Here is an 18,284-nt window from a genome sequence, read left to right as displayed (position 1 = left end):
GATTATGTGTCTGGAAGAAGGGATTCTGCAAACTTATCTTGACGCCGAATTAGACGTGCAGCAGGCCGGAGACGTGGCGGCTCACTTAGCGGAGTGTGCCGCATGCCGTGAACGTCTGCGTAGTTTAGCAGAACTTGCCAATTGCACGGCGGTTTCCTTAACATCGTACATGCAAGCAACCGCAGCTATAAGCCGCCCTGAGCACGTCATCCCCATGAGCTACTTGCGCCATCGTCAGGCATCCCAAAACAAACAGAGGAGGCTAATTAGCATGATGCAAAAGTATAGATGGCTGACCGGCGTAAGCGCAGCGGTCCTAGCGCTTGCGCTCATCTTAAGTTCACCGCCGGGCCGCTCTCTAGCCGCGCAGTTTCTGAACATTTTCCGCATGGAGAGGATACAGCTCGTCGAGATCACTTCCGCGGACATGCTGGAGTTAGGGCAGCTACTTGATAACTTTCACGGCGAGGGTGGCACCGTCGACATCAGGAACTTCGGCCGCGTGCAAGTTACTGTTCCGACCGCCGCCGACTGGAGGGTCGAAGCCGATCCCTCACAAGTCGAGGGGTTAAGCGGCGTTAAGCTTAATCTGCCCGCTACGCTCGCCGGTCAGACGCGGACCGAGATTATCGTGGAGCAGGCCCCGACTATCACCTTTACCCCCGATGTCGAGAATCTTAACAACTACTTGCGCCGCAACAGCGCTGTGGTGCTGCCGCAAGCCTTAGCGGGGCAATCCGTTATCTTTAACATTCCACCCGTAATCCGGGCGCAATACTTTGGTCCCACGGGGCAAGGGTTCGCCATTTATGCTGCCCGCGACCTGACGATAGAAGCTCCGCCGGGGGTCGACATTGCCTATCTGCGCCAGGCGCTCGTGCGGGTGCCCTTCCTGCCGGAAAACTTTCGCCGACAACTCGCCGATATCCACGACTGGCGGCAAACCCTGCCCATCCCTGCATTACCGGGTATGAGCTGGACAGACACTACAGTAAACGGCAGCCCCGCCGTCTACTTCATGAATGAGGTCGACAGGACTGTCGTCCTAGCGTGGCGCGAGGGCGGTAGCTGGAGGGCCATTAGCGGTCTGTCCCTAGAGGCGGCATTAAGCATCGCGGGGGAGATAAGGTAGTGGCGATTATTAAAGTTACGCATCTTACCAAGGTCTACGGCCAACAAGTAGCTTGCCGAGACATCTGCCTCTCCGTGGAGGAGGGGCAGATTTTCGGGTTCCTTGGCCCCAACGGCGCCGGCAAAAGCACCCTGGTTAAAATGCTGGTCGGCCTCGTCTACCCTACCGCCGGGGAGGCCGTGGTTGCGGGATACGCGCCGGAGGATGTGCGGAGTCGACGGCAAATAGGCTTCCTGCCGGAGAACTTTCGCTTGCACGGTTGGCTAAAGGGGCGAGAACTCGTCAACTTCCACGCGCACCTCGCAGGCTTAGACCACAGGGCCGCTAAGCGCAGCGCATCAGCGGCCCTAGAGCTGGTCGGTCTGGCCAAAGAGGGTGAAAAGCTCATTGCAAATTACAGCAAGGGAATGCAGCAACGGCTGGGGCTGGCCGCGGCGTTAGTAGGGGACCCGCGCGTGGTGTTTTTAGATGAGCCCACCTCAGCGCTCGATCCGCTTGGACGACGCGAAGTGCGAGAGATTCTCCTCTCGCTTAAAGCGGCCGGCAAAACTGTGTTTTTGAACAGTCATCTCCTAAGCGAGGTAGAGCAGGTCTGTGACCGTGTGTCGATCATCAATCACGGTATTGTGGTCGCCGACGGCAAGCCGCATGAACTGCAAGCCGCATCAACCGCCGTCGCCATAAAACTGCGCGACCTGCCTGTAGTGCTCGCTGTGGAATTGCAGACAAAGTACCCCGACCTGCAAATAGAGGGGGACTTACTCACGTTGCGCACCTCAAGTCCCGAGGAAGTCGCCGATGTCGTGGCCAAACTCGCGGCACATGGCTGCCGCATCTACGAAGTGACGCCACACCACAATTCCCTTGAGGACGTTTTTGTCCGTTTAGTGCAGGAGGGCGAAAAGACATGTGGTTGATGGCCGTCTTTACATTTAAGGAAGCTTTGCGCAAGCGAGTCGTTCTTGTTGCTGCGCTTCTCACCCTAGCCTTTCTCACCCTGTATGGTATCGGCCTACACTTTATGGTGGGGACAAATGCTAGGATTGCCGACCCGGCCGCCGCCGATGTCTTTGAGCTTATAGAACCACTTGTCCTCTTCAGTATGGGGATTTACCTCGCCAGCTTCTTGGTCGCGGGTTTGGCAATCCTTGCCGCGGTAGGCAGTATTGCCGGGGAAATAGAGAACGGCACGCTTTATCCGCTGGCGGCGCGTCCCCTTACCCGCCGTGACCTGCTGCTGGGGAAATACTTCGGCTTGGCAGCTATGCTGGTCACTTATGCGGCTTTATTCTTTCTTGCGCTTGTCGGCCTAGTGTACTGGCAGACAGGTCTGCTCCTGCCGGGTCGTTGGGTGGCGCTCGCCCTATTTGCCTTAAAGCCGTTAGTGCTTTTATCCGTGACTATGCTTGGGACTACAAGGCTCCCTACCTTGAGCAATGGCGTCTTGGCGTTTGGCCTGTACGCGCTGTCCGTGATGGGGGGCATGATCGAACAAATTGGGGCCATGCTAGGTAGCACCGCCGCCATCTATATCGGCGTCATTACGAGCCTCATACTGCCTGCGGACGCAGTGTACCGGCGGGTGGTGGCAACGGTAGTAAATCACCTGTTATTGCAGGGGACCTCCCCTGACATGGTCTTCTTTAACCCAGCCCATGTCTTTGGCCCGTTTGGCAGTCACTCGACCCCGAGCGACTGGATGCTGGTCTACACAGCAGGATACATTGTTGTTATGCTCACGCTGGCGATACGCATCTTTAATCGCCGCGATGTGTGAAGGAATGTCGGCGGTCCACTGCGGCGCGACGGACAAAAGAGAGCAATAGTTTCTCGGGAACAAAAGGGACGGTTCTTCATGGAAATCAGCTGCCCGCTTGTAAGCTGCTAGTCCTCCTGCAACGCCTGATACACCTTGGTATGAGAAGTCTCAAGCATTTCCGCGGCCTTGCGTAACGTAAGGCCGACATTTTGTGTCAACTGCCGACTGATGGCCGAGAAGCGTTCTGGGTCGCCCTTCAGCTGCTCGGCTCTTTCTATGCCATGCAGAGCACAGAATTGCTCTAAGACCTTGTGTGCGACAGCTAACCGATAGCTTTCGCGGTCTTCGCCGGTTTCGAGGTACAGGGTGAGATCACTTTGGCGGTGAAACTCCGTGAATCTACGCGCACTTCCACCGAGTAGTCCTAACACAAACGCCTTCTGTGTTTCGCTTATGTGAACTGCGTCCGCAGTATATTCCTTGTAGCTACTCCATCTATAGTCTGCCGGGTCTTGCACTAAGTTTGCCTGCACGGGATTCATGTGTATGTAACGGAGCGCTCCTAGCAAGTAGGCCTCGTCCTCGATAGCCTCACTGCGGTACCGGTCGCCAAAAACAGGACCCACGCGCTGATGCATGCTATTGTACCTAGCCGCATACCGCAGGTTGATCACCTTAACCGCGCGTGATAGCGTCGCAAGTTCAGCCTTAACAAGGGCGTGCAGATGGTTGCTCATAATGCACCAAGCCGCCAGCTCGAAACTATCCTTAGCGTGCTGTTCACAGAGTAGCTCTAACAGAAGTCGTCTCTCGCTATCGCTCTGAAAGACAAACTCCTTGTTGATTCCGCGAACCATAACGTGATAATAACCGGTGCTGCTTGCTTGACGTCCTATTCTTGGCATAATCCTCACCTCACGCCAATGATACCGTTTCATCAACAAAAAAACAAGAAGAACCGTCCCTTTTGTTCTCTAGTTCAACGCGGCAGGGCCTGGAGGAGGCTGGTGAGATTGCTGTCTTGCGACAGGTAGAAGCGTAGAGCGGCGAAGTTGCGGCTCTCTGCCTCGTCGGTCCAGTAAGGAATAGAGAGCGAGGCGTGCTTCTCGTGCGGAGACCGCTTGAGGACAGAGAAATACTCCGCCAAATGCTTAGCTAAGACAAGTCGATAGTAGATCGCCAAGCGTAATGTTTCTAAGAGCACCGCATCCTGGCGCACTGCGTCCACTGCATCTTGGCGCATTGCAGCCATTGTATCCTGGCCAACTGCATCCATTGTATCCTGGCCAACTGCATCCATTGTATCCTGGCCAACTGCATCCATTGTATCCTGGCACATGCCATCCCCAGCATCCTGGCGCGCTACATCCTGCAGAGCCGCGCCGGGGAATCTTGCCGCTAGGTAGTGCTTAATTAAGCTAAGCTCCTCCTCGGGTGAGAGCGGCATGGCCGGGTCGCATAACAGCTCGATTACGTCAAGCAAGGTAATGTCGCGCCTTAGTCTGCCGTAGTTTAGCGGCCGCGCCTGACCGCCATGCACAAATAAGCCGCGCGGCGAGGCGTCGGGGAGTCGCGGGCCAAGGTAAGCGGCACCGGCTGTCCAGATGGGACTAGTAGCCGCGATAACCTCCGCGAGCGGCGGCGTTGTCGCCAGCACCCCGCCTAAACTAAGCGCGCGCAGGGCTTCCGTAATTTGGCCGCGAATAATCTGCTCACTGTGAGCTCCCTTATCGGGGAGGTTTAGCGCAAGCTCATCGCCTAGCGCATGGAACGCCGCGAGTCTTGCCAGGAAACTAGGCAGAAGCTGTTTGCACTCCTCGCGCTTTCCTTCGTTCATGCCCATATCTAAACGTCGCACGCCTACCGAGCCAAGCACAGCAATGTGCTTGGCTCGATCATAGGCAATAAGGTGCGGGAACAAGTCGCTCTGACTGTTGATACGCCGCAACTCTGCGACCTCGCGGTCAAACTGCGCCGTCTTCTGCTCGATTAGTCTGCGCTCTTCGCTGAGCTCCGACAGAGGGTCCTCTTTAAACTTATTGGCCTCGTCTGCGGGAGTGCGTTGCCCGCCAAGCCCCGCGGGATTCTGCAGCGGGTTAAAATCTTCTGCCATGCTTGGCTTTTGCTTCTGCTCCCGCTCTCGCTGCAGGGACTCTAGGGGATAGAGCACCTGCACGGTCGCCTCCTGCTGGCTGCCGTCCGCAAACTGCGCCTGCACGTGGTAGTACACTAATTCGTCAAGCTCCGCCGCCGGCAACCAGGCCGGCACGCGCGTGAGCTTAACCTGGCTTGGCCCTCTACCGTCGCTGTCTTTCAGATAGCGTCCTAAGTACCGCCGATTAAGCCGTAAGTCGGCGGGAGCACGCATTCTCCAGACAACAAAAGCCACCGACGCGGCAGCCGCCGCCAGCGCGTAGAGGTAAAGCACTAGACCGGATACCCGCCCTTCTTATCCGCGAGGTCGTAGTCTACACCGTATTTTGCGGCATAGCGGTCTTTAAAGAACTTCTGCGCGACTTGTGGGAAGAGCGCATATGACAACACGTCTTCGTCTTGCTCCATAAGGGGTGCTACTTCTTTGCGCACGGCCGGCAGCTCAGGCGCAAGCGTGTCCGCGAAGCGGCTCGACACTACCGGAGTATCCCCGATAATACGCTTGCGGAATTCCTCGTCAATTTGGCCGGGGACGCGACCGTACTGCCCGGCTAAGTAGTTTTTCACTTCATTCGATACCATCTTGTAGCGTTGTCCTGCCACAACATTAAGCACTGCCTGCGTGCCGACAATCTGGCTGCTTGGGGTAACCAGCGGCGGGAAGCCAAGGTCAGCGCGCACGCGCGGCACTTCAGCTAAGACCTCGGGCAACTTGTGCACTTGATCCCCTAGCTGCGAGATGAAGTTCGAAATCATGCCGCCGGGGATTTGGTACGAGATGACGTTTGTATCTACGGTATAAGCCGAGCCTTTAATCTCAGGGTAGCTGGCCAAGAGTTTCTTTAAACGCTCGCTTACCTTAGACAACGCCCCGAGGTCAAGTCCCGTATCATAGGGGGTGCCCTGTAAAGCCGCAACCATAGTTTCGGTGCAGGGCTGGCTTGAGCCTAAGGCTAGCGGCGACAGCGCCGTGTCAATCACGTCGACGCCAGCCTCGACTGCCTTTAGATAACTCATGGCCGCCATGCCGCTGCTGTAGTGCGAGTGAATATCAAGCGGCAGGCCAAATTCCTGTTTTAGGCGCTTGACTAGGTCATAGGCATCTTGCGGTGCGATAAGCCCGGCCATGTCTTTAATGCAGAGCGAGTCTACGCCCATTTCTACAATCTCACGCGCCGTATTTACATAGTGCTCGATGCTGTGGAGCGGGCTTATAGTATACACAACCGTACCTTGGGCGTGCCCGCCAAACTCCTTGACGGCGCGAATCGCGGCAGCCAGATTGCGCGTGTCGTTTAGAGCGTCAAAGATGCGGATGACGTCAATCCCGTTTTTTAGCGCCAGGCGGACAAATTCGCGCACCACGTCGTCGGCATAGTGACGGTACCCCAGCACATTCTGCCCCCTAAGCAGCATCTGCAGCTTAGTGTCGGGCAAAGCGCGGCGCAAGGCACGCAAGCGCTCCCAAGGGTCTTCGTTGAGAAACCTCAGGCAGCTGTCAAACGTAGCCCCACCCCATACTTCCATGGTGTGAAAGCCGATTTTGTTTAAGTCGTCGCATATGGGCAGCATGTCGGCCGTCTTCATGCGTGTGGCCATTAAGCACTGCTGCCCGTCACGCAACGTAGTATCCATTACACGTACTTTCAATCCTATCGCTCCTTCATTTTCCTTTGTACTCAGAATACTGTATACAGGTCGCTTCTGCAAGCCTTTTGCGCTTGTTTCTTACTTGTTTCTTAGCACACTTGCCGTCTCAAGCATAGAATGGTGCATCACACTTTTGAGGAGGCTTTGCTATGCGAAAAGTACTGCTTGTGTTGACCATGGCTGCGCTGATAGCCGCAACGGCAATGAGTTTTGGGTGCAGACCGCGCACCAAAGTGCGCGACATCGTGCTATCTGAGGTCATTCACTCCATCTTCTATGCTCCCCAGTATGTCGCTTTGCACAAGGGGTTTTTCCTTGCGGAAGGGCTAAATGTACGGCTCGAAGTAGCTCAAGGCGCTGACCGGGGAGCGGCCGCACTTCTCTCTGGGGCAGCCCAGGTTGCCTTGTTTGGCAGCGAGGCGGCCATCTACACTTGGCAACAGGGAGCCCTAAACCCCATTATCGCGTTTGCGCTATTGTGCCAACGCGACGGTTCCTTCCTTGTGGGGCGCACACCTGACCCGGACTTCACTTGGCGAGATGTAGTCGGTCGGACCATTATCGGTGGTCGTCGCGGTGGCGTACCACAGATGGTGCTGGAGTATGTGCTTAATGAGCATGGCGTGACACCACAGGGGGACGTGACAATCATTCAAAACATCGGGCTTGGCGCTACAGCCGCCGCTTTTGCCGAAGGCACCGGAGACTATGTACAGCTGTGGGAGCCCGCTGCCAGCCGCCTTGTCAATGCCGGCGCGGGATACATTGTTGCCGCGATGGGCAAGTACAGCGGCGTACTGCCCTACACCGCCTTCCACGCCACGAAAACTTACATGCGCGAGAACCCGGACGTAATCTTAGGCTTTACCCGTGCCATTTACCGCGCGCAGCGATGGGTGCAAACCACTCCGGCCGCAGAGATTGCCGCAACGATTCAACCTTCCTTCCCGGATATGGCCCTCGCCGACATGACGGCAATCATCGCCCGCTACAAGGAGCTAGGGGTGTGGGCGACTAACCCGCTTATTCCCCGCGAAGCATTTGACCATCTACAAAACATTATGCTGGCCGCAGGAGAACTGAGCTCTAAGGCTCCCTTTGCCGACGTCGTCAACACCGAGATTGCTGAGCGCGTTGTCAACGAGCGCCGCTAAGCGATGCCACGCGCCATCGACCTTGTAGATGTTGGTCACACATACATGACCAAGAGCGGCGAGACCGAGGCCTTAAAGGGCATTAGTCTTAGCATCGCCGAAGGCGAGTTTATCGGCATTGTCGGTCCAAGCGGCAGCGGCAAGTCTACGCTGCTGTCGCTCTTGGCCGGCCTAGTCAAGCCCACGACCGGTGAGATCACGATTTTTGGCAAGAAGGTAGTGGGTTCCGACGGTACTTCAGCCTACATGCTGCAGCAGGACTGCCTCCTGGAATGGCGGAGCGTCCTAGACAACGCGCTGCTTGGGCTAGAGATTATGCGCAAGCTAACCCCAGCTAGTCGCGCGCGCACTAATGAGCTCTTGGTAGAGTACGGCTTGTCGGACTTTCGTCACTTGTATCCACGTCAGCTGTCCGGAGGGATGCGACAGCGGGTAGCGTTAATCCGCACTTTAGCGGCAGGGCCGTCCGTGTGCCTTTTGGATGAACCATTCTCGGCTTTAGACTACACTTCACGCCTTAGCCTACAAGCCGATGTCAGCGCTATCCTGCGTCAGGCTGGCATTACCTGCGTGCTTGTCACCCACGATATCCCCGAAGCAATTGCCCTCTGCGACCGCGTCATTGTCCTCACAAACAGGCCGGGCAGCGTAAAGGCAGACCTGCCCGTAGTACTATCCGGTGCCGGCCACTGCCCCATGCAGCGCCGACAGGCACCGGAGTTCAGGGAGTATTTTGCCCGCATATGGGGGGAGATGGAGCAAAGTGTTAAGGCTAGGCTTGCGTAAATACTATCTCCAAAGCGGCGAGGCCCAAACTCCCGGGCATGCTGCCTACCTCGCCGACATGTTCGCAGAACGGGTGCTGGTTCGACTGATACAAGTTGCTTTGCTACTGGGGTTCCTAGGGCTCTGGGAAGCGGTAGCTCATTACCGACTAATGGACGTGTTTCTCATCAGCAGCCCTTCTAGGGTATGGCAGACTGTCCTCTTACTGCACGCGGACGGCTCCCTCTACTGGCACTTGGGGGCAACTACACTTGAGACTATCGTCGGCTTTGTCAGCGGCACACTTATCGGAACGGTCAGTGCAGCACTCCTGTGGTGGTGGCCATCCCTCTTTGCCATAGCCGACCCGTACCTAATCGTGCTGAACAGCTTGCCAAAAATCGTGCTCGGCCCGCTGTTTATAATTTGGTTCGGTACCGGATACGTCACCATTATCGTTATGGCACTCGCTATTTCTCTCATTACCACCATTATTGTCGTACACGGTGGCTTCCTGTCCGTCGACCCGCAGAAGCTAAAGCTGGCCCGCTCGTTTGGCGCGACCAAATGGCAAACTTTTGCGCTGATTGCGTTGCCGGGGAGCCTGCCGACGATTGTTTCCGCGCTAAAGGTAAACGTCGGCCTCTCCTGGGTGGGCGTGATCGTGGGAGAGTTTCTGGTATCGCGTGCGGGCCTTGGCTACCTCGCCATCTACGGCGGTCAGGTACTAAACATGCACCTGGTGATGACCAGTGTCTTTCTTCTCGCCGTGGCCGCCACAGTGATGTACCAGGCCGTAGCCATCTTAGAGCAAAAGGTAAGGGCGAAGCACCAAATAGAGTGACGCGCTAAAAGTACGCCACTACGTGTGACCAAAGCAAGTCTATACCGCTTTTGCCCTGCGAGGAAGTGACCAGAAGCTCCTCCGGTGCAAGCCCCAAGACCTCTCCAATGACCTTTAGATGCTGCGTTAGCCGTGAACGCAACACTTTGTCTGCCTTGGTGGCCACAACCTTAACAGGAATGCCGGCGTTCTTCACCAGAGCGTGGAACGCACAGTCGTCAGCCGACGGAGCATGACGGACGTCTACTAACTGGAGAACGAGCTTTAACTGAAAGCGCTTCTGCAGATAGTTCTGTAGGCGCTGCCGAGTTGCCGCGCGCTCTGCCTGACTAAACTTGGCGTAACCGTAGCCGGGAACGTCAACGAGGTAGAGGCGTTCATTGATGAGATAAAAGTTCATCAGCCTAGTCTTCCCTGGTTGACTAGAAGTGCGGGCTAAAGCCCGGCGCGAGAGTAAGGAGTTGATGAGTGAAGATTTCCCCACGTTGCTGCGGCCGATAAGCGCAACCTCCGGCAAGGCACCCGCAGGCATTTGGCCAAGCTCTAAAGCCGAGGTCACTAACTCAGCCGACTGCACCTTAAACATGCTGCTCTCCCGGGCTGAATGCTGTCTCCAACACTTCCGACATATCTTCGACTAGTTTGACGTTTAGGCGTCGCAAGATGTTGCGCGGCACTTCCTCAAGGTCGCGCTTATTGTCCTTGGGCACGATGACTGTTTTGACGCCGGAGCGGTGGGCGGCCAAGAGCTTTTCCTTGAGCCCGCCGATAGGCAAAATCCTTCCCCTGAGGGTAATCTCACCCGTCATGGCGACATCCTTCCTTACCGCCCGCTTAGACAGCGCCGAAGCTAGGGCTGTAGCCAGCGTAATCCCGGCTGAGGGCCCGTCTTTGGGGATAGCCCCTTCGGGGACGTGTACGTGAATGTCGCAGTTTTGGTAGAACTCGGCATCAATGCCTAGTTCACCTGCCCGCGATCGCACGTAGCTGTAGGCTGCCTGCGCAGATTCGCGCATAACCTCTCCTAGCTGCCCGGTCAAAATAAGGTTGCCTTTGCCCTGCATGACGGTTACTTCAATCGTCGCCGTATCCCCTCCTGTTTCCGTCCAGACGAGACCCGTCGATATGCCAACTTCATCCCGTTGCTCAGAGGCATTAAAGCGATAGCGCGGCACGCCTAAGAAGCTAGGCACATTCTGCACGGAAATGGCAAAAGTGCGCGTTCTACCCGCGACGACTTCTTTGGCCACCTTGCGGCATATGGCGGAGATTTCGCGCTCAAGACTGCGCACTCCTGCTTCGCGTGTATACTCATTGATGATTTTACGTAGCCCCTGCTCGCCAAAGGTAAGTTGTTCACGCTTTAGCCCATGTGAACTAATGGCCTTTGGCACTAGGTGGCGATTGGCTATCTTTAGCTTTTCTTCTTCTGTGTAGCCGGAAATAGTGATAATCTCCATGCGGTCGAGGAGTGGGCGCGGAATGCCGTACCGGGAATTGGCGGTGGTGAGAAACAACACTTGCGATAAGTCAAAGGGAAGCTCGATGTAGTGGTCGGCAAAGGTGTTGTTCTGCTCGGGGTCGAGCACCTCTAGCAGTGCTGCCGAGGGGTCGCCGCGAAAATCCATGCTCATTTTGTCTACTTCGTCGAGCAAAAACAAGGGGTTGCGCGTCTTGGCCTGACGCAACACCTGAATTATTCTCCCGGGCATGGCGCCGACATAGGTGCGGCGATGGCCGCGAATCTCGGCCTCGTCCCGCACGCCACCGAGTGACATGCGCACGAAATTCCGTCCAAGTGCGCGCGCCACTGAACGTGCCAACGAGGTTTTGCCTACACCGGGAGGCCCGACTAGGCACAAGATCGGCCCCTTAAGTTGGTTTGTCAGATGGCGCACGGCTAAGTATTCGACAATGCGGGACTTAACCTTCTCTAGCCCGTAGTGGTCCTCGTCAAGTATTTCCTCCGCCCGCTTAATATCCAACGTGTCGGCGGACAAGCTGCTCCACGGCAGTGCCAGGACCCAATCGAGGTAGTTGCGCACTACTACCGCCTCGGCCACACCCGGCGGCATGCGCTCCAAGCGGTCAATTTCCTTGTGGCAGCGTTCTGCTACTTCGGCGGGTAGTTTTAGTTCCTCCACTTTGTCGCGCAGTTCCTCAGCTTCACTGCCGCGGTCGTCCTTTTGGCCTAATTCCTTTTGGATGGCCTTCATCTGCTCCCGCAGGTAATACTCGCGCTGGTTCTTTTCCATTTGCTTGCGCACTCGGCTGTTTAGCCGCTTTTCGATGTCGAGTATTTCTATTTCGCGCGCTAGGACTTCACCGAGCAGTTCTAGCCGCTCGGTAACGTCTACTGCGGCGAGCAGCTTCTGGCGATCCTCAATGTTGAGGTTGAGATGCGTCGCGATGGTGTCTGCGAGCTGCCCGGGCTTGTCTATGACACTGACGGTCACAAAGATTTCCGGCGAGATTTTCTTGCCGGATTTTACGTACTGCTCGAAGCTGCCTAGGGCCCTGCGCATAAGGGCTTCTACATAGACCGAGGGCGTATCCTGGTCGGGCAATACCCGCACGCCGACAGATACATAGGGCTCGTGCTGTACAATGCCTTCGACCTGTGCTCGCGTCTGACCTTCCACCAGAACCCGCACGGTACCACCCGGCAGAGTAATTACCTGCTTGATGGTTGCGATTGTGCCAATGAGGTGGAGGTCCGCTAGGCTCGGTTCTTCCACATTAATGTCTAGCTGCGTGGCCAGAAAGATTTCGCTTTCATTGCGCACGGCAGCGTTAACGGCATCAATCGACCGGCTGCGCCCGACATCGAGGTTGATGACGCTCGTAGGAAAGACAAGATAACCCCGTAACGGGAGCAAGGGATATTCTGCATATTGTTTGTCCACTAACTAACACGCCTCCTTGGACTTCGCGCCGCGGCTAAGCCTACCATTCTGCGGCAACTCTAGTATACGCGACATTGCCCTCCCTCGCTAGAGCACTGACAGGTGTCGGGCACAATGGCGTGGGCAATTGCCTCGCGCACATGCCCAATCGGCACGACCTCTAGATTGCTGATGCTACCAAAGCTCTCCTGCCAGTTTTCGGCCGGAATAAGCGCTTTCTTCACGCCCGCAAGTGCCGCTGCCTCTAGTTTTGCCGCTACCCCGCCTACCGGTTTGACTACGCCCCGCACCGATACTTCGCCGGTCATCGCCACAAAGTTATCTACCGCCAATCTCTTAATAGCTGAATAGGACCCCACAGCCATAGCTACACCGGCGGAAGGGCCGTCAACCGGTGTGCCGCCGGGGAAGTTAATGTGCAGGTCATACTTATGCGGATCCTCGTCTAGCAGGCGCCCGAGCACGGTCAGCACGGTATCGACTGAGTTTGACACCATGCTGCGTCGCCTAATCATGTGATTCGATGAGCTTATCTCTTCTTCTTCGGCAATGCCCGTAACCTTAATCGAACCGCGTGTAGATGTAGGAGCCGCCGCTACCTCTAACTCCAACAGCGTACCTAACGCAGGCCCATATACTGCTAGGCCATTTACTACCCCTACGGCCGGTGCGGCAGGAATCTTAGGATCATAGCGCGGCGTGCAGTGGGTGGAGTTTACGACCCATTCAATGTCTTCCACGCAGAGCGACTTCCTTCCCTCACCAAAAGCCACGCCGGCCGCAATCTGAATAATGTTCACGGCCTCACGCCCGTTATGGGCGTACTTCGCAAGCAGTTCGTTCGCTTTGCCGTCTAGTTCAATGCCGACGCGCAGTGCGGCATTGGCGGCTATCGTCAGGAGCTGCCTGGCGCGGAGCGGCCGGAAATATATCTCTAGGCAACGGGACCTGATGGCGGGGGGAATATGTTCGGGCGAGCGGGTTGTCGCTCCGACGAGACGAAAGTCAGCCGGCAGCCCATTCGCAAAGATGTCGTGGATGTGTTTTGGCACGTTGGCGTCTTCGGCCGAATAATAGGCACTCTCCAGAAAGACTTTCCTGTCTTCCAGCACCTTAAGTAACTTGTTCATTTGCGTAGGATGGAGCTCGCCGATTTCGTCGATAAACAGCACGCCGCCGTGCGCTCGGGTAACAGCCCCCGGCTTAGGCTGAGGAATCCCCGCCATGCCTAGTGGGCCTGCTCCTTGGTAGATGGGGTCGTGCACAGAGCCGATAAGGGGGTCGGCGATGCCACGCTCATCAAAGCGCGCGGTTGTTGCGTCTAGCTCCACGAATTTTGCGTCACGGCCAAACGGCGAGCCCGGCGTTCGCTTGGCTTCTTCCAGCACTAGTCGTGCCGCGGCCGTCTTCCCGACCCCAGGTGGGCCATACAGGATTACGTGTTGCGGGTTACAGCCGCACAGTGCGGCCCGCAGCGCCTTAATGCCGTCCTGCTGCCCGATTATCTCGTCAAACGTGCTTGGCCGAGTGCGTTCGGCGAGCGGCTCCGTAAGGGAAATCTCCCGCAGCTTAGCGAGTTTTTCCGTCTCCTTACGCGACTCTCTGTCTACGGCAATGCGCGTTCCCTGCTGCGAGCGCAACAGGTTGAGGAAGTAAAGACCAATCACCACCGCAAAAACAATCTGGATGCCGTAAAACAGCCCGCCAAAGCTCACTGACCTCACCTCATAGTTAGTCTGCGCCTTGAGCGAGGGAAAAAAACAAAGAGACAGCTCGACTCTCGTAAGAGGTGAGCTGTCTCATATCTGGTCTTAAGCCGTGATTTCCTTCTTCTTGCGCGACCTGACGCCTTCTGTTAAGAGAATAGGCGGCTCGTTCTTGAGCACAACTTCTTCGGTTACCACGCACTTCTTGATGTCTGTGCGCGAGGGCGCATCGTACATCACATCGAGCATAATCTTCTCCATAATTGCTCTGAGGCCACGTGCGCCGGTATTGCGCTTGATGGCTTCGCGGGCAATAGCGCGGAGCGCCTCGTCCTTAAACTCTAGCGCTACCCCGTCGTACTCCAAAAGCTTGGTGTACTGCTTAGTAAGCGCGTTTTTGGGTTCAGTTAGCACTCGCACCAGAGCATCCTCGTCTAGTTGGTCAAGTGTGGCAATGACCGGAATACGTCCGACGAACTCCGGGATGAGGCCGTACTTAAGCAAGTCCGCCGGCAACACTTGCCGCAAGAGCTCGCCGATTGGCGTCTCAGAGCGCGCCTTAACTTCGGCGCCGAAGCCCATGGCCTTTTTCCCGGTACGAGTTTGGATAAGCTTCTCAAGGCCGTCAAAGGCTCCGCCGCAGATAAACAAAATATTGGTGGTGTCAATCTGCAGAAACTCTTGGTGGGGGTGCTTGCGTCCACCCTGCGGCGGCACGCTCGCTACGGTACCTTCGAGAATCTTAAGCAAGGCCTGTTGTACGCCTTCGCCCGAGACGTCTCTGGTAATAGAGGGGTTGTCGGACTTGCGGGCAATTTTGTCCACCTCGTCGATATAGACGATGCCTCTCTCGGCCTTCTCAATGTCGAAGTCGGCATTCTGGATAAGCTTAAGCAAGATGTTCTCTACGTCTTCGCCGACATAGCCTGCTTCCGTCAGTGAGGTAGCATCGGCGATGGCGAACGGCACGTTTAGCAGCTTGGCCAAACTTTGTGCGAGCAAAGTTTTTCCGACGCCGGTCGGGCCTATCAGCGCGATGTTGCTCTTGGTGAGCTCCACTTCGTCGTTCTTATTGCCGGAGTAGATGCGCTTGTAGTGGTTGTATACTGCTACCGCTAAAATGCGCTTGGCATCATCTTGGCCGATTACCCATTGGTCAAGAAAGGTCTTAATCTCCGCAGGCTTGGGAATCTCTTTCAATTCCCCCTCCTGTTCATGATGGGACTCTTCCTCTACGATTTCCATGCACAGCTCAACACACTCATCGCAGATGTAAACTCCCGGACCCGCGATAAGTTTCTTGACCTGCTCCTGTGTCTTGCCGCAAAATGAGCACTTAACGGAATTTCGCTCATCAAACTTGGCCATGTTGCACCTCCTAGAACCGGAATGACTACTTCTTGCGCTTCACCAAGATTTCGTCCACGATTCCGTACTCCTTAGCCTGCTCGGCTGTCATCCAGAAATCGCGGTCAAAGTCCTTAGCGACCTTCTCGTTAGGTTGGCCGGTATGCGTGGCAATGATCTTCTTTAGCGATTCCCGCATCCGCAGTATTTCTCTCGCCTGAATCTCGATATCGATAGCTTGCCCTTGTGCGCCGCCGTGGGGCTGATGAATCATCACGCGCGAATTCGGCAAGGCCATGCGTTTACCCTTCGCGCCGGCCGCTAACAACACCGCGCCCATACTTGCCGCCATACCAATGCAGATGGTGCGCACGTCAGACCTGATAAACTGCATGGTGTCATAGATAGCCAGTCCGGCATCGATATGCCCGCCGGGGCTGTTAATGTACAGGTCGATGTCCTTGTTTGGATCTTCGCCCTCTAAATGCAGCAGCTGGGCTACGATGAGATTAGCGACATGGTCGTCGATTACCGACCCAAGAATGATAATGCGCTCCTTTAGCAGGCGCGAGAAAATGTCGTAGCTGCGCTCCCCGCGGCTAGTTTGCTCAACAACAAATGGAATCAACCCCATAGTAACACCCCACTTTACTCAACTTGTGCTTGTTGCACGAGAAAATCCACGGTCTTGCTTGTGCGCAGACTCTCGATTACACCCGGTATCTGCCCACGCTCGATGAGCATCTTGCGCAGCTCCTCGACTTTACGTCCCATAGAGGCGCCCATCGCCTGCAAGTAAGCGTCTAGTTCCTCTTTGCTTACTGATATGTTCTCCAAATCGCTTATCTTCTCAAGCACGAGGCGCGTTTTAACGCGCTGCATTGCCGACTCGCGCCATCCTTCTCTAAGCTCAGTCATACTCATGCCGGTGCGCTGCAAGTACTGCGGTAGTTCCATGCCACTCTTAGCGAGACTATGCGACATGTCCTCAACCATAGAGTCGAGTTCACGTTCCGTGAGCACCTTAGGTACGTCGAACGACGTTTGGCCTACTACTTTAGCCACTACCTCATTCTCGAGCTTTGTTTCGGCATTCCGCTCGGCGGCCTGAGTCAAGCGGTTGCGCAGGTCAGCAGTAAACTCCACCAGTGTCTCAAAATCTGAGACTTCCTTGGCAAAATCGTCGTCTAACGCGGGGAGTTCCTTGCGCTTAATCTCGTGGAGCTTAATCGCAAAGACTGCTCCTTTTCCGGCTAGATGTTCTGCACGATAGTCGGGCGGGAAGGCTACCTGGATATCGCGCGACTCGTCTCTTTGCATACCAATCAGTTGCTCTTCAAACCCCGGGATAAAGGAGCCGGAGCCAAGCACAAGATTCTGGCGCTCTGCCTTTCCGCCTGCAAATTCTACACCGTCGATTGAGCCGCAATAGTCGATAGTAACCGTGTCCCCGATTTGGGCTTCGCTATGCGCCACATCGACTAAGCGCGCGTGCCGCTCCTGCAGCTTCTTGAGCTCTGCGTCGAGGGCTGCGTCCGAGACAGCTGTTTCCGACTTGGCAACTTGAACACCCTTATACTCCCCTACGTCAAATGCAGGCATAAGTTCCACGGTAAAGCGCAACTTAGCCTCTTGGCCCTTGGCGAACTGCACGACATCGACTTCCGGACGGTCTAGCGGTTCGACTTTAGCCTCAGCTAGCGCCGCCTTGTACGCTTTAGGCAGCAAATCGTCAATGGCCTCTTCGTACAGGCTCTCCACACCGAAGCGCGCTTCGAAAACTTGACGGGGAACTTTACCGCGGCGGAATCCAGGCACATTAGCCTTAGCGGCAACTTTCTTAAACGCAACGTCGAGGGCCGCTGCTACCTCTGCCTCCGCGACCGTTACCTCCAAAAGCATCTTGTTGTCGTCAAGCTTCTCTACACCAATGTTCAAAACAAAAGTCCTCCTTGCAGCACTCAGTACTGTTTACTTATTAGTGAACAACTACATTATAGCATAAAAAACAGCCGCCAGCCGCCAGCGACTTGCTACCAGCCGCTGGCCACCAGCCACCAAGAGTTTGACACATGTCGCTTGTCCCTTGTCGCTTGAGAGCGAGCGGTGAACTGGGAGCTGCCCCGTCTTCCACTGGGCACTAGGCACTGAGCACTAGGCACCCTTCTTGAAATGGCGCGCCCGGCAAGATTCGAACTTGCGACCACCGGATTCGTAGTCCGTTACTCTATCCAGCTGAGCTACGGGCGCAATATATGGGGTGGATAATGGGACTTGAACCCACGGCCCCCAGAGCCACAATCTGGTGCTCTAACCAACTGAGCTATATCCACCGTGTAAAAGCAACGAACAGTATTGTAGCAAATGAGTCGACAGAGTGCAACGGGTCGAAATTGGGCTTCATGATTCACGATTCATGATTCATGATTTCTCAAAGCTCAAAGCTCAAAGCTCACAATGGCGCGCCTGGCAGGGATCGAACCTGCGGCCCACTGCTTAGAAGGCAGTTGCTCTATCCACTGAGCTACAGGCGCATTAGCATCTAATATTTTACCATGTGCCAGAAGAATAGCAATGGCAAATTTCAGAAAGCGTTTTGCGTTGCTAGCTTTTTTCTCAACCAACCGCTGTGTTCAACAAAGGGAACAGGGGCAACGCCGTGGTTTTTCGGGCATGCTAGCCACTAGACATCCATAATATGACATCTGGGCCTGTATAAGGGCGTAGTCATCCCTTGGCGCTGATGCTAGGTTTTTGATTCGATTAGACCAGCAACTCTACGCTGCCTTCACTAGGCTCCGCATTTTATCGTGCTGATTTGCTCTTATTCGTCCTACGGCCATTGCCAGCATTACGGCCAGCGCTAG

The 18,284-nt window shown here is 55.6% G+C and carries 15 protein-coding genes and 3 tRNA genes; 6 read left to right on the top strand and 12 right to left on the bottom strand.

What is annotated here, in order from left to right; all coding sequences use genetic code 11:
• The 3 genes from KGZ66_05950 to KGZ66_05940 form a co-directional block, all read left to right on the top strand.
• Positions 1-1,132, top strand: a 1,132-nt coding sequence (locus KGZ66_05950; protein MBS3985126.1) for a zf-HC2 domain-containing protein, incomplete at its 5' end; no start/stop codon positions are given.
• The gene (locus tag KGZ66_05945; GenBank protein ID MBS3985125.1) at positions 1,132-2,049 is read left to right on the top strand and encodes an ABC transporter ATP-binding protein; all 918 of its coding nucleotides are present in this window, start codon (positions 1,132-1,134) and stop codon (positions 2,047-2,049) included. The genes KGZ66_05950 and KGZ66_05945, both read left to right, overlap by 1 nt.
• A complete protein-coding gene (locus KGZ66_05940) occupies positions 2,040-2,909 on the top strand; it encodes an ABC transporter permease subunit (protein ID MBS3985124.1) in 870 nt (289 codons plus the stop codon). The genes KGZ66_05945 and KGZ66_05940 overlap by 10 nt, the downstream gene beginning before the upstream one ends.
• A gap of 107 nt (positions 2,910-3,016) precedes the next feature.
• Here KGZ66_05940 and KGZ66_05935 read toward each other — a convergent pair whose 3' ends face one another.
• The 3 genes from KGZ66_05935 to KGZ66_05925 all read right to left on the bottom strand — a co-directional run bounded on the left by KGZ66_05935 (position 3,017) and on the right by KGZ66_05925 (position 6,701).
• Positions 3,017-3,796: a transposase gene (locus KGZ66_05935; protein MBS3985123.1), complete on the bottom strand. Its 780-nt coding sequence runs from the start codon at positions 3,794-3,796 to the stop codon at positions 3,017-3,019.
• Between the two features lie 74 nt (positions 3,797-3,870).
• Positions 3,871-5,319, bottom strand: a complete 1,449-nt coding sequence (locus tag KGZ66_05930) for a hypothetical protein (GenBank protein ID MBS3985122.1) — start codon at positions 5,317-5,319, stop codon at positions 3,871-3,873.
• The gene (locus KGZ66_05925; protein MBS3985121.1) at positions 5,319-6,701 is read right to left on the bottom strand and encodes a pyruvate carboxylase subunit B; all 1,383 of its coding nucleotides are present in this window, start codon (positions 6,699-6,701) and stop codon (positions 5,319-5,321) included. Before KGZ66_05925 ends, KGZ66_05930 begins: the two co-directional genes overlap by 1 nt.
• Before the next feature lie 143 nt (positions 6,702-6,844).
• Between KGZ66_05925 and KGZ66_05920 the strand changes: the two genes are divergently transcribed.
• The 3 genes from KGZ66_05920 to KGZ66_05910 are packed head-to-tail and all read left to right on the top strand — an operon-like array spanning position 6,845 to position 9,458.
• The gene (locus tag KGZ66_05920; GenBank protein MBS3985120.1) at positions 6,845-7,849 is read left to right on the top strand and encodes an ABC transporter substrate-binding protein; all 1,005 of its coding nucleotides are present in this window, start codon (positions 6,845-6,847) and stop codon (positions 7,847-7,849) included.
• 3 nt (positions 7,850-7,852) lie between these two features.
• Positions 7,853-8,635: an ABC transporter ATP-binding protein gene (locus tag KGZ66_05915; protein ID MBS3985119.1), complete on the top strand. Its 783-nt coding sequence runs from the start codon at positions 7,853-7,855 to the stop codon at positions 8,633-8,635.
• Complete coding sequence (locus KGZ66_05910; protein MBS3985118.1) at positions 8,613-9,458, top strand: ABC transporter permease; 846 nt, start codon at positions 8,613-8,615, stop codon at positions 9,456-9,458. Before KGZ66_05915 ends, KGZ66_05910 begins: the two co-directional genes overlap by 23 nt.
• Positions 9,459-9,462: 4 nt before the next feature.
• Here KGZ66_05910 and KGZ66_05905 read toward each other — a convergent pair whose 3' ends face one another.
• The 9 genes from KGZ66_05905 to KGZ66_05865 all read right to left on the bottom strand — a co-directional run bounded on the left by KGZ66_05905 (position 9,463) and on the right by KGZ66_05865 (position 17,951).
• Positions 9,463-10,044, bottom strand: coding sequence for a YihA family ribosome biogenesis GTP-binding protein (locus tag KGZ66_05905; GenBank protein MBS3985117.1), 582 nt, complete (start codon positions 10,042-10,044; stop codon positions 9,463-9,465).
• Entirely contained in the window at positions 10,037-12,364 is a 2,328-nt protein-coding gene (lon, locus tag KGZ66_05900) for an endopeptidase La (protein ID MBS3985116.1), read from the bottom strand. Before lon ends, KGZ66_05905 begins: the two co-directional genes overlap by 8 nt.
• A 59-nt stretch (positions 12,365-12,423) precedes the next feature.
• Positions 12,424-14,079: an ATP-dependent protease LonB gene (gene lonB / locus KGZ66_05895; GenBank protein MBS3985115.1), complete on the bottom strand. Its 1,656-nt coding sequence runs from the start codon at positions 14,077-14,079 to the stop codon at positions 12,424-12,426.
• Between the two features lie 96 nt (positions 14,080-14,175).
• Complete coding sequence (gene clpX, locus KGZ66_05890; protein MBS3985114.1) at positions 14,176-15,438, bottom strand: ATP-dependent Clp protease ATP-binding subunit ClpX; 1,263 nt, start codon at positions 15,436-15,438, stop codon at positions 14,176-14,178.
• 25 nt (positions 15,439-15,463) lie between these two features.
• Positions 15,464-16,051 carry an ATP-dependent Clp endopeptidase proteolytic subunit ClpP gene (gene clpP / locus KGZ66_05885; protein MBS3985113.1) on the bottom strand — a complete coding sequence of 196 codons (588 nt, stop codon included), beginning with the start codon at positions 16,049-16,051 and terminating at the stop codon, positions 15,464-15,466.
• A gap of 14 nt (positions 16,052-16,065) precedes the next feature.
• The gene (gene tig, locus KGZ66_05880) at positions 16,066-17,355 is read right to left on the bottom strand and encodes a trigger factor (GenBank protein MBS3985112.1); all 1,290 of its coding nucleotides are present in this window, start codon (positions 17,353-17,355) and stop codon (positions 16,066-16,068) included.
• Between the two features lie 235 nt (positions 17,356-17,590).
• Positions 17,591-17,667: transfer RNA gene (locus tag KGZ66_05875), tRNA-Arg, on the bottom strand.
• 6 nt (positions 17,668-17,673) lie between these two features.
• Positions 17,674-17,750 (bottom strand) — tRNA-His (locus KGZ66_05870).
• Positions 17,751-17,875: 125 nt separating this feature from the next.
• Positions 17,876-17,951: transfer RNA gene (locus KGZ66_05865), tRNA-Arg, on the bottom strand.
• Positions 17,952-18,284 lie beyond the last annotated feature (333 nt).

It is taken from the genome of Selenomonadales bacterium, from assembly GCA_018335585.1.
Taxonomy (GTDB): Bacteria; Bacillota; UBA994; order UBA994; family UBA994; genus UBA994.
This window is presented reverse-complemented; position numbering and strand designations above follow the sequence as displayed.

Bases quoted from the DNA above. Each gene is read 5' to 3' on its own strand.
- KGZ66_05905 (MBS3985117.1), bottom strand. From the start codon at position 10,044: ATGTTTAAGGTGCAGTCGGCTGAGTTAGTGACCTCGGCTTTAGAGCTT.
- KGZ66_05935 (MBS3985123.1), bottom strand. From the start codon at position 3,796: ATGCCAAGAATAGGACGTCAAGCAAGCAGCACCGGTTATTATCACGTT.
- KGZ66_05915 (MBS3985119.1), top strand. From the start codon at position 7,853: ATGCCACGCGCCATCGACCTTGTAGATGTTGGTCACACATACATGACC.
- clpX (MBS3985114.1), bottom strand. From the start codon at position 15,438: ATGGCCAAGTTTGATGAGCGAAATTCCGTTAAGTGCTCATTTTGCGGC.
- KGZ66_05940 (MBS3985124.1), top strand. From the start codon at position 2,040: ATGTGGTTGATGGCCGTCTTTACATTTAAGGAAGCTTTGCGCAAGCGA.
- KGZ66_05920 (MBS3985120.1), top strand. From the start codon at position 6,845: ATGCGAAAAGTACTGCTTGTGTTGACCATGGCTGCGCTGATAGCCGCA.
- clpP (MBS3985113.1), bottom strand. From the start codon at position 16,051: ATGGGGTTGATTCCATTTGTTGTTGAGCAAACTAGCCGCGGGGAGCGC.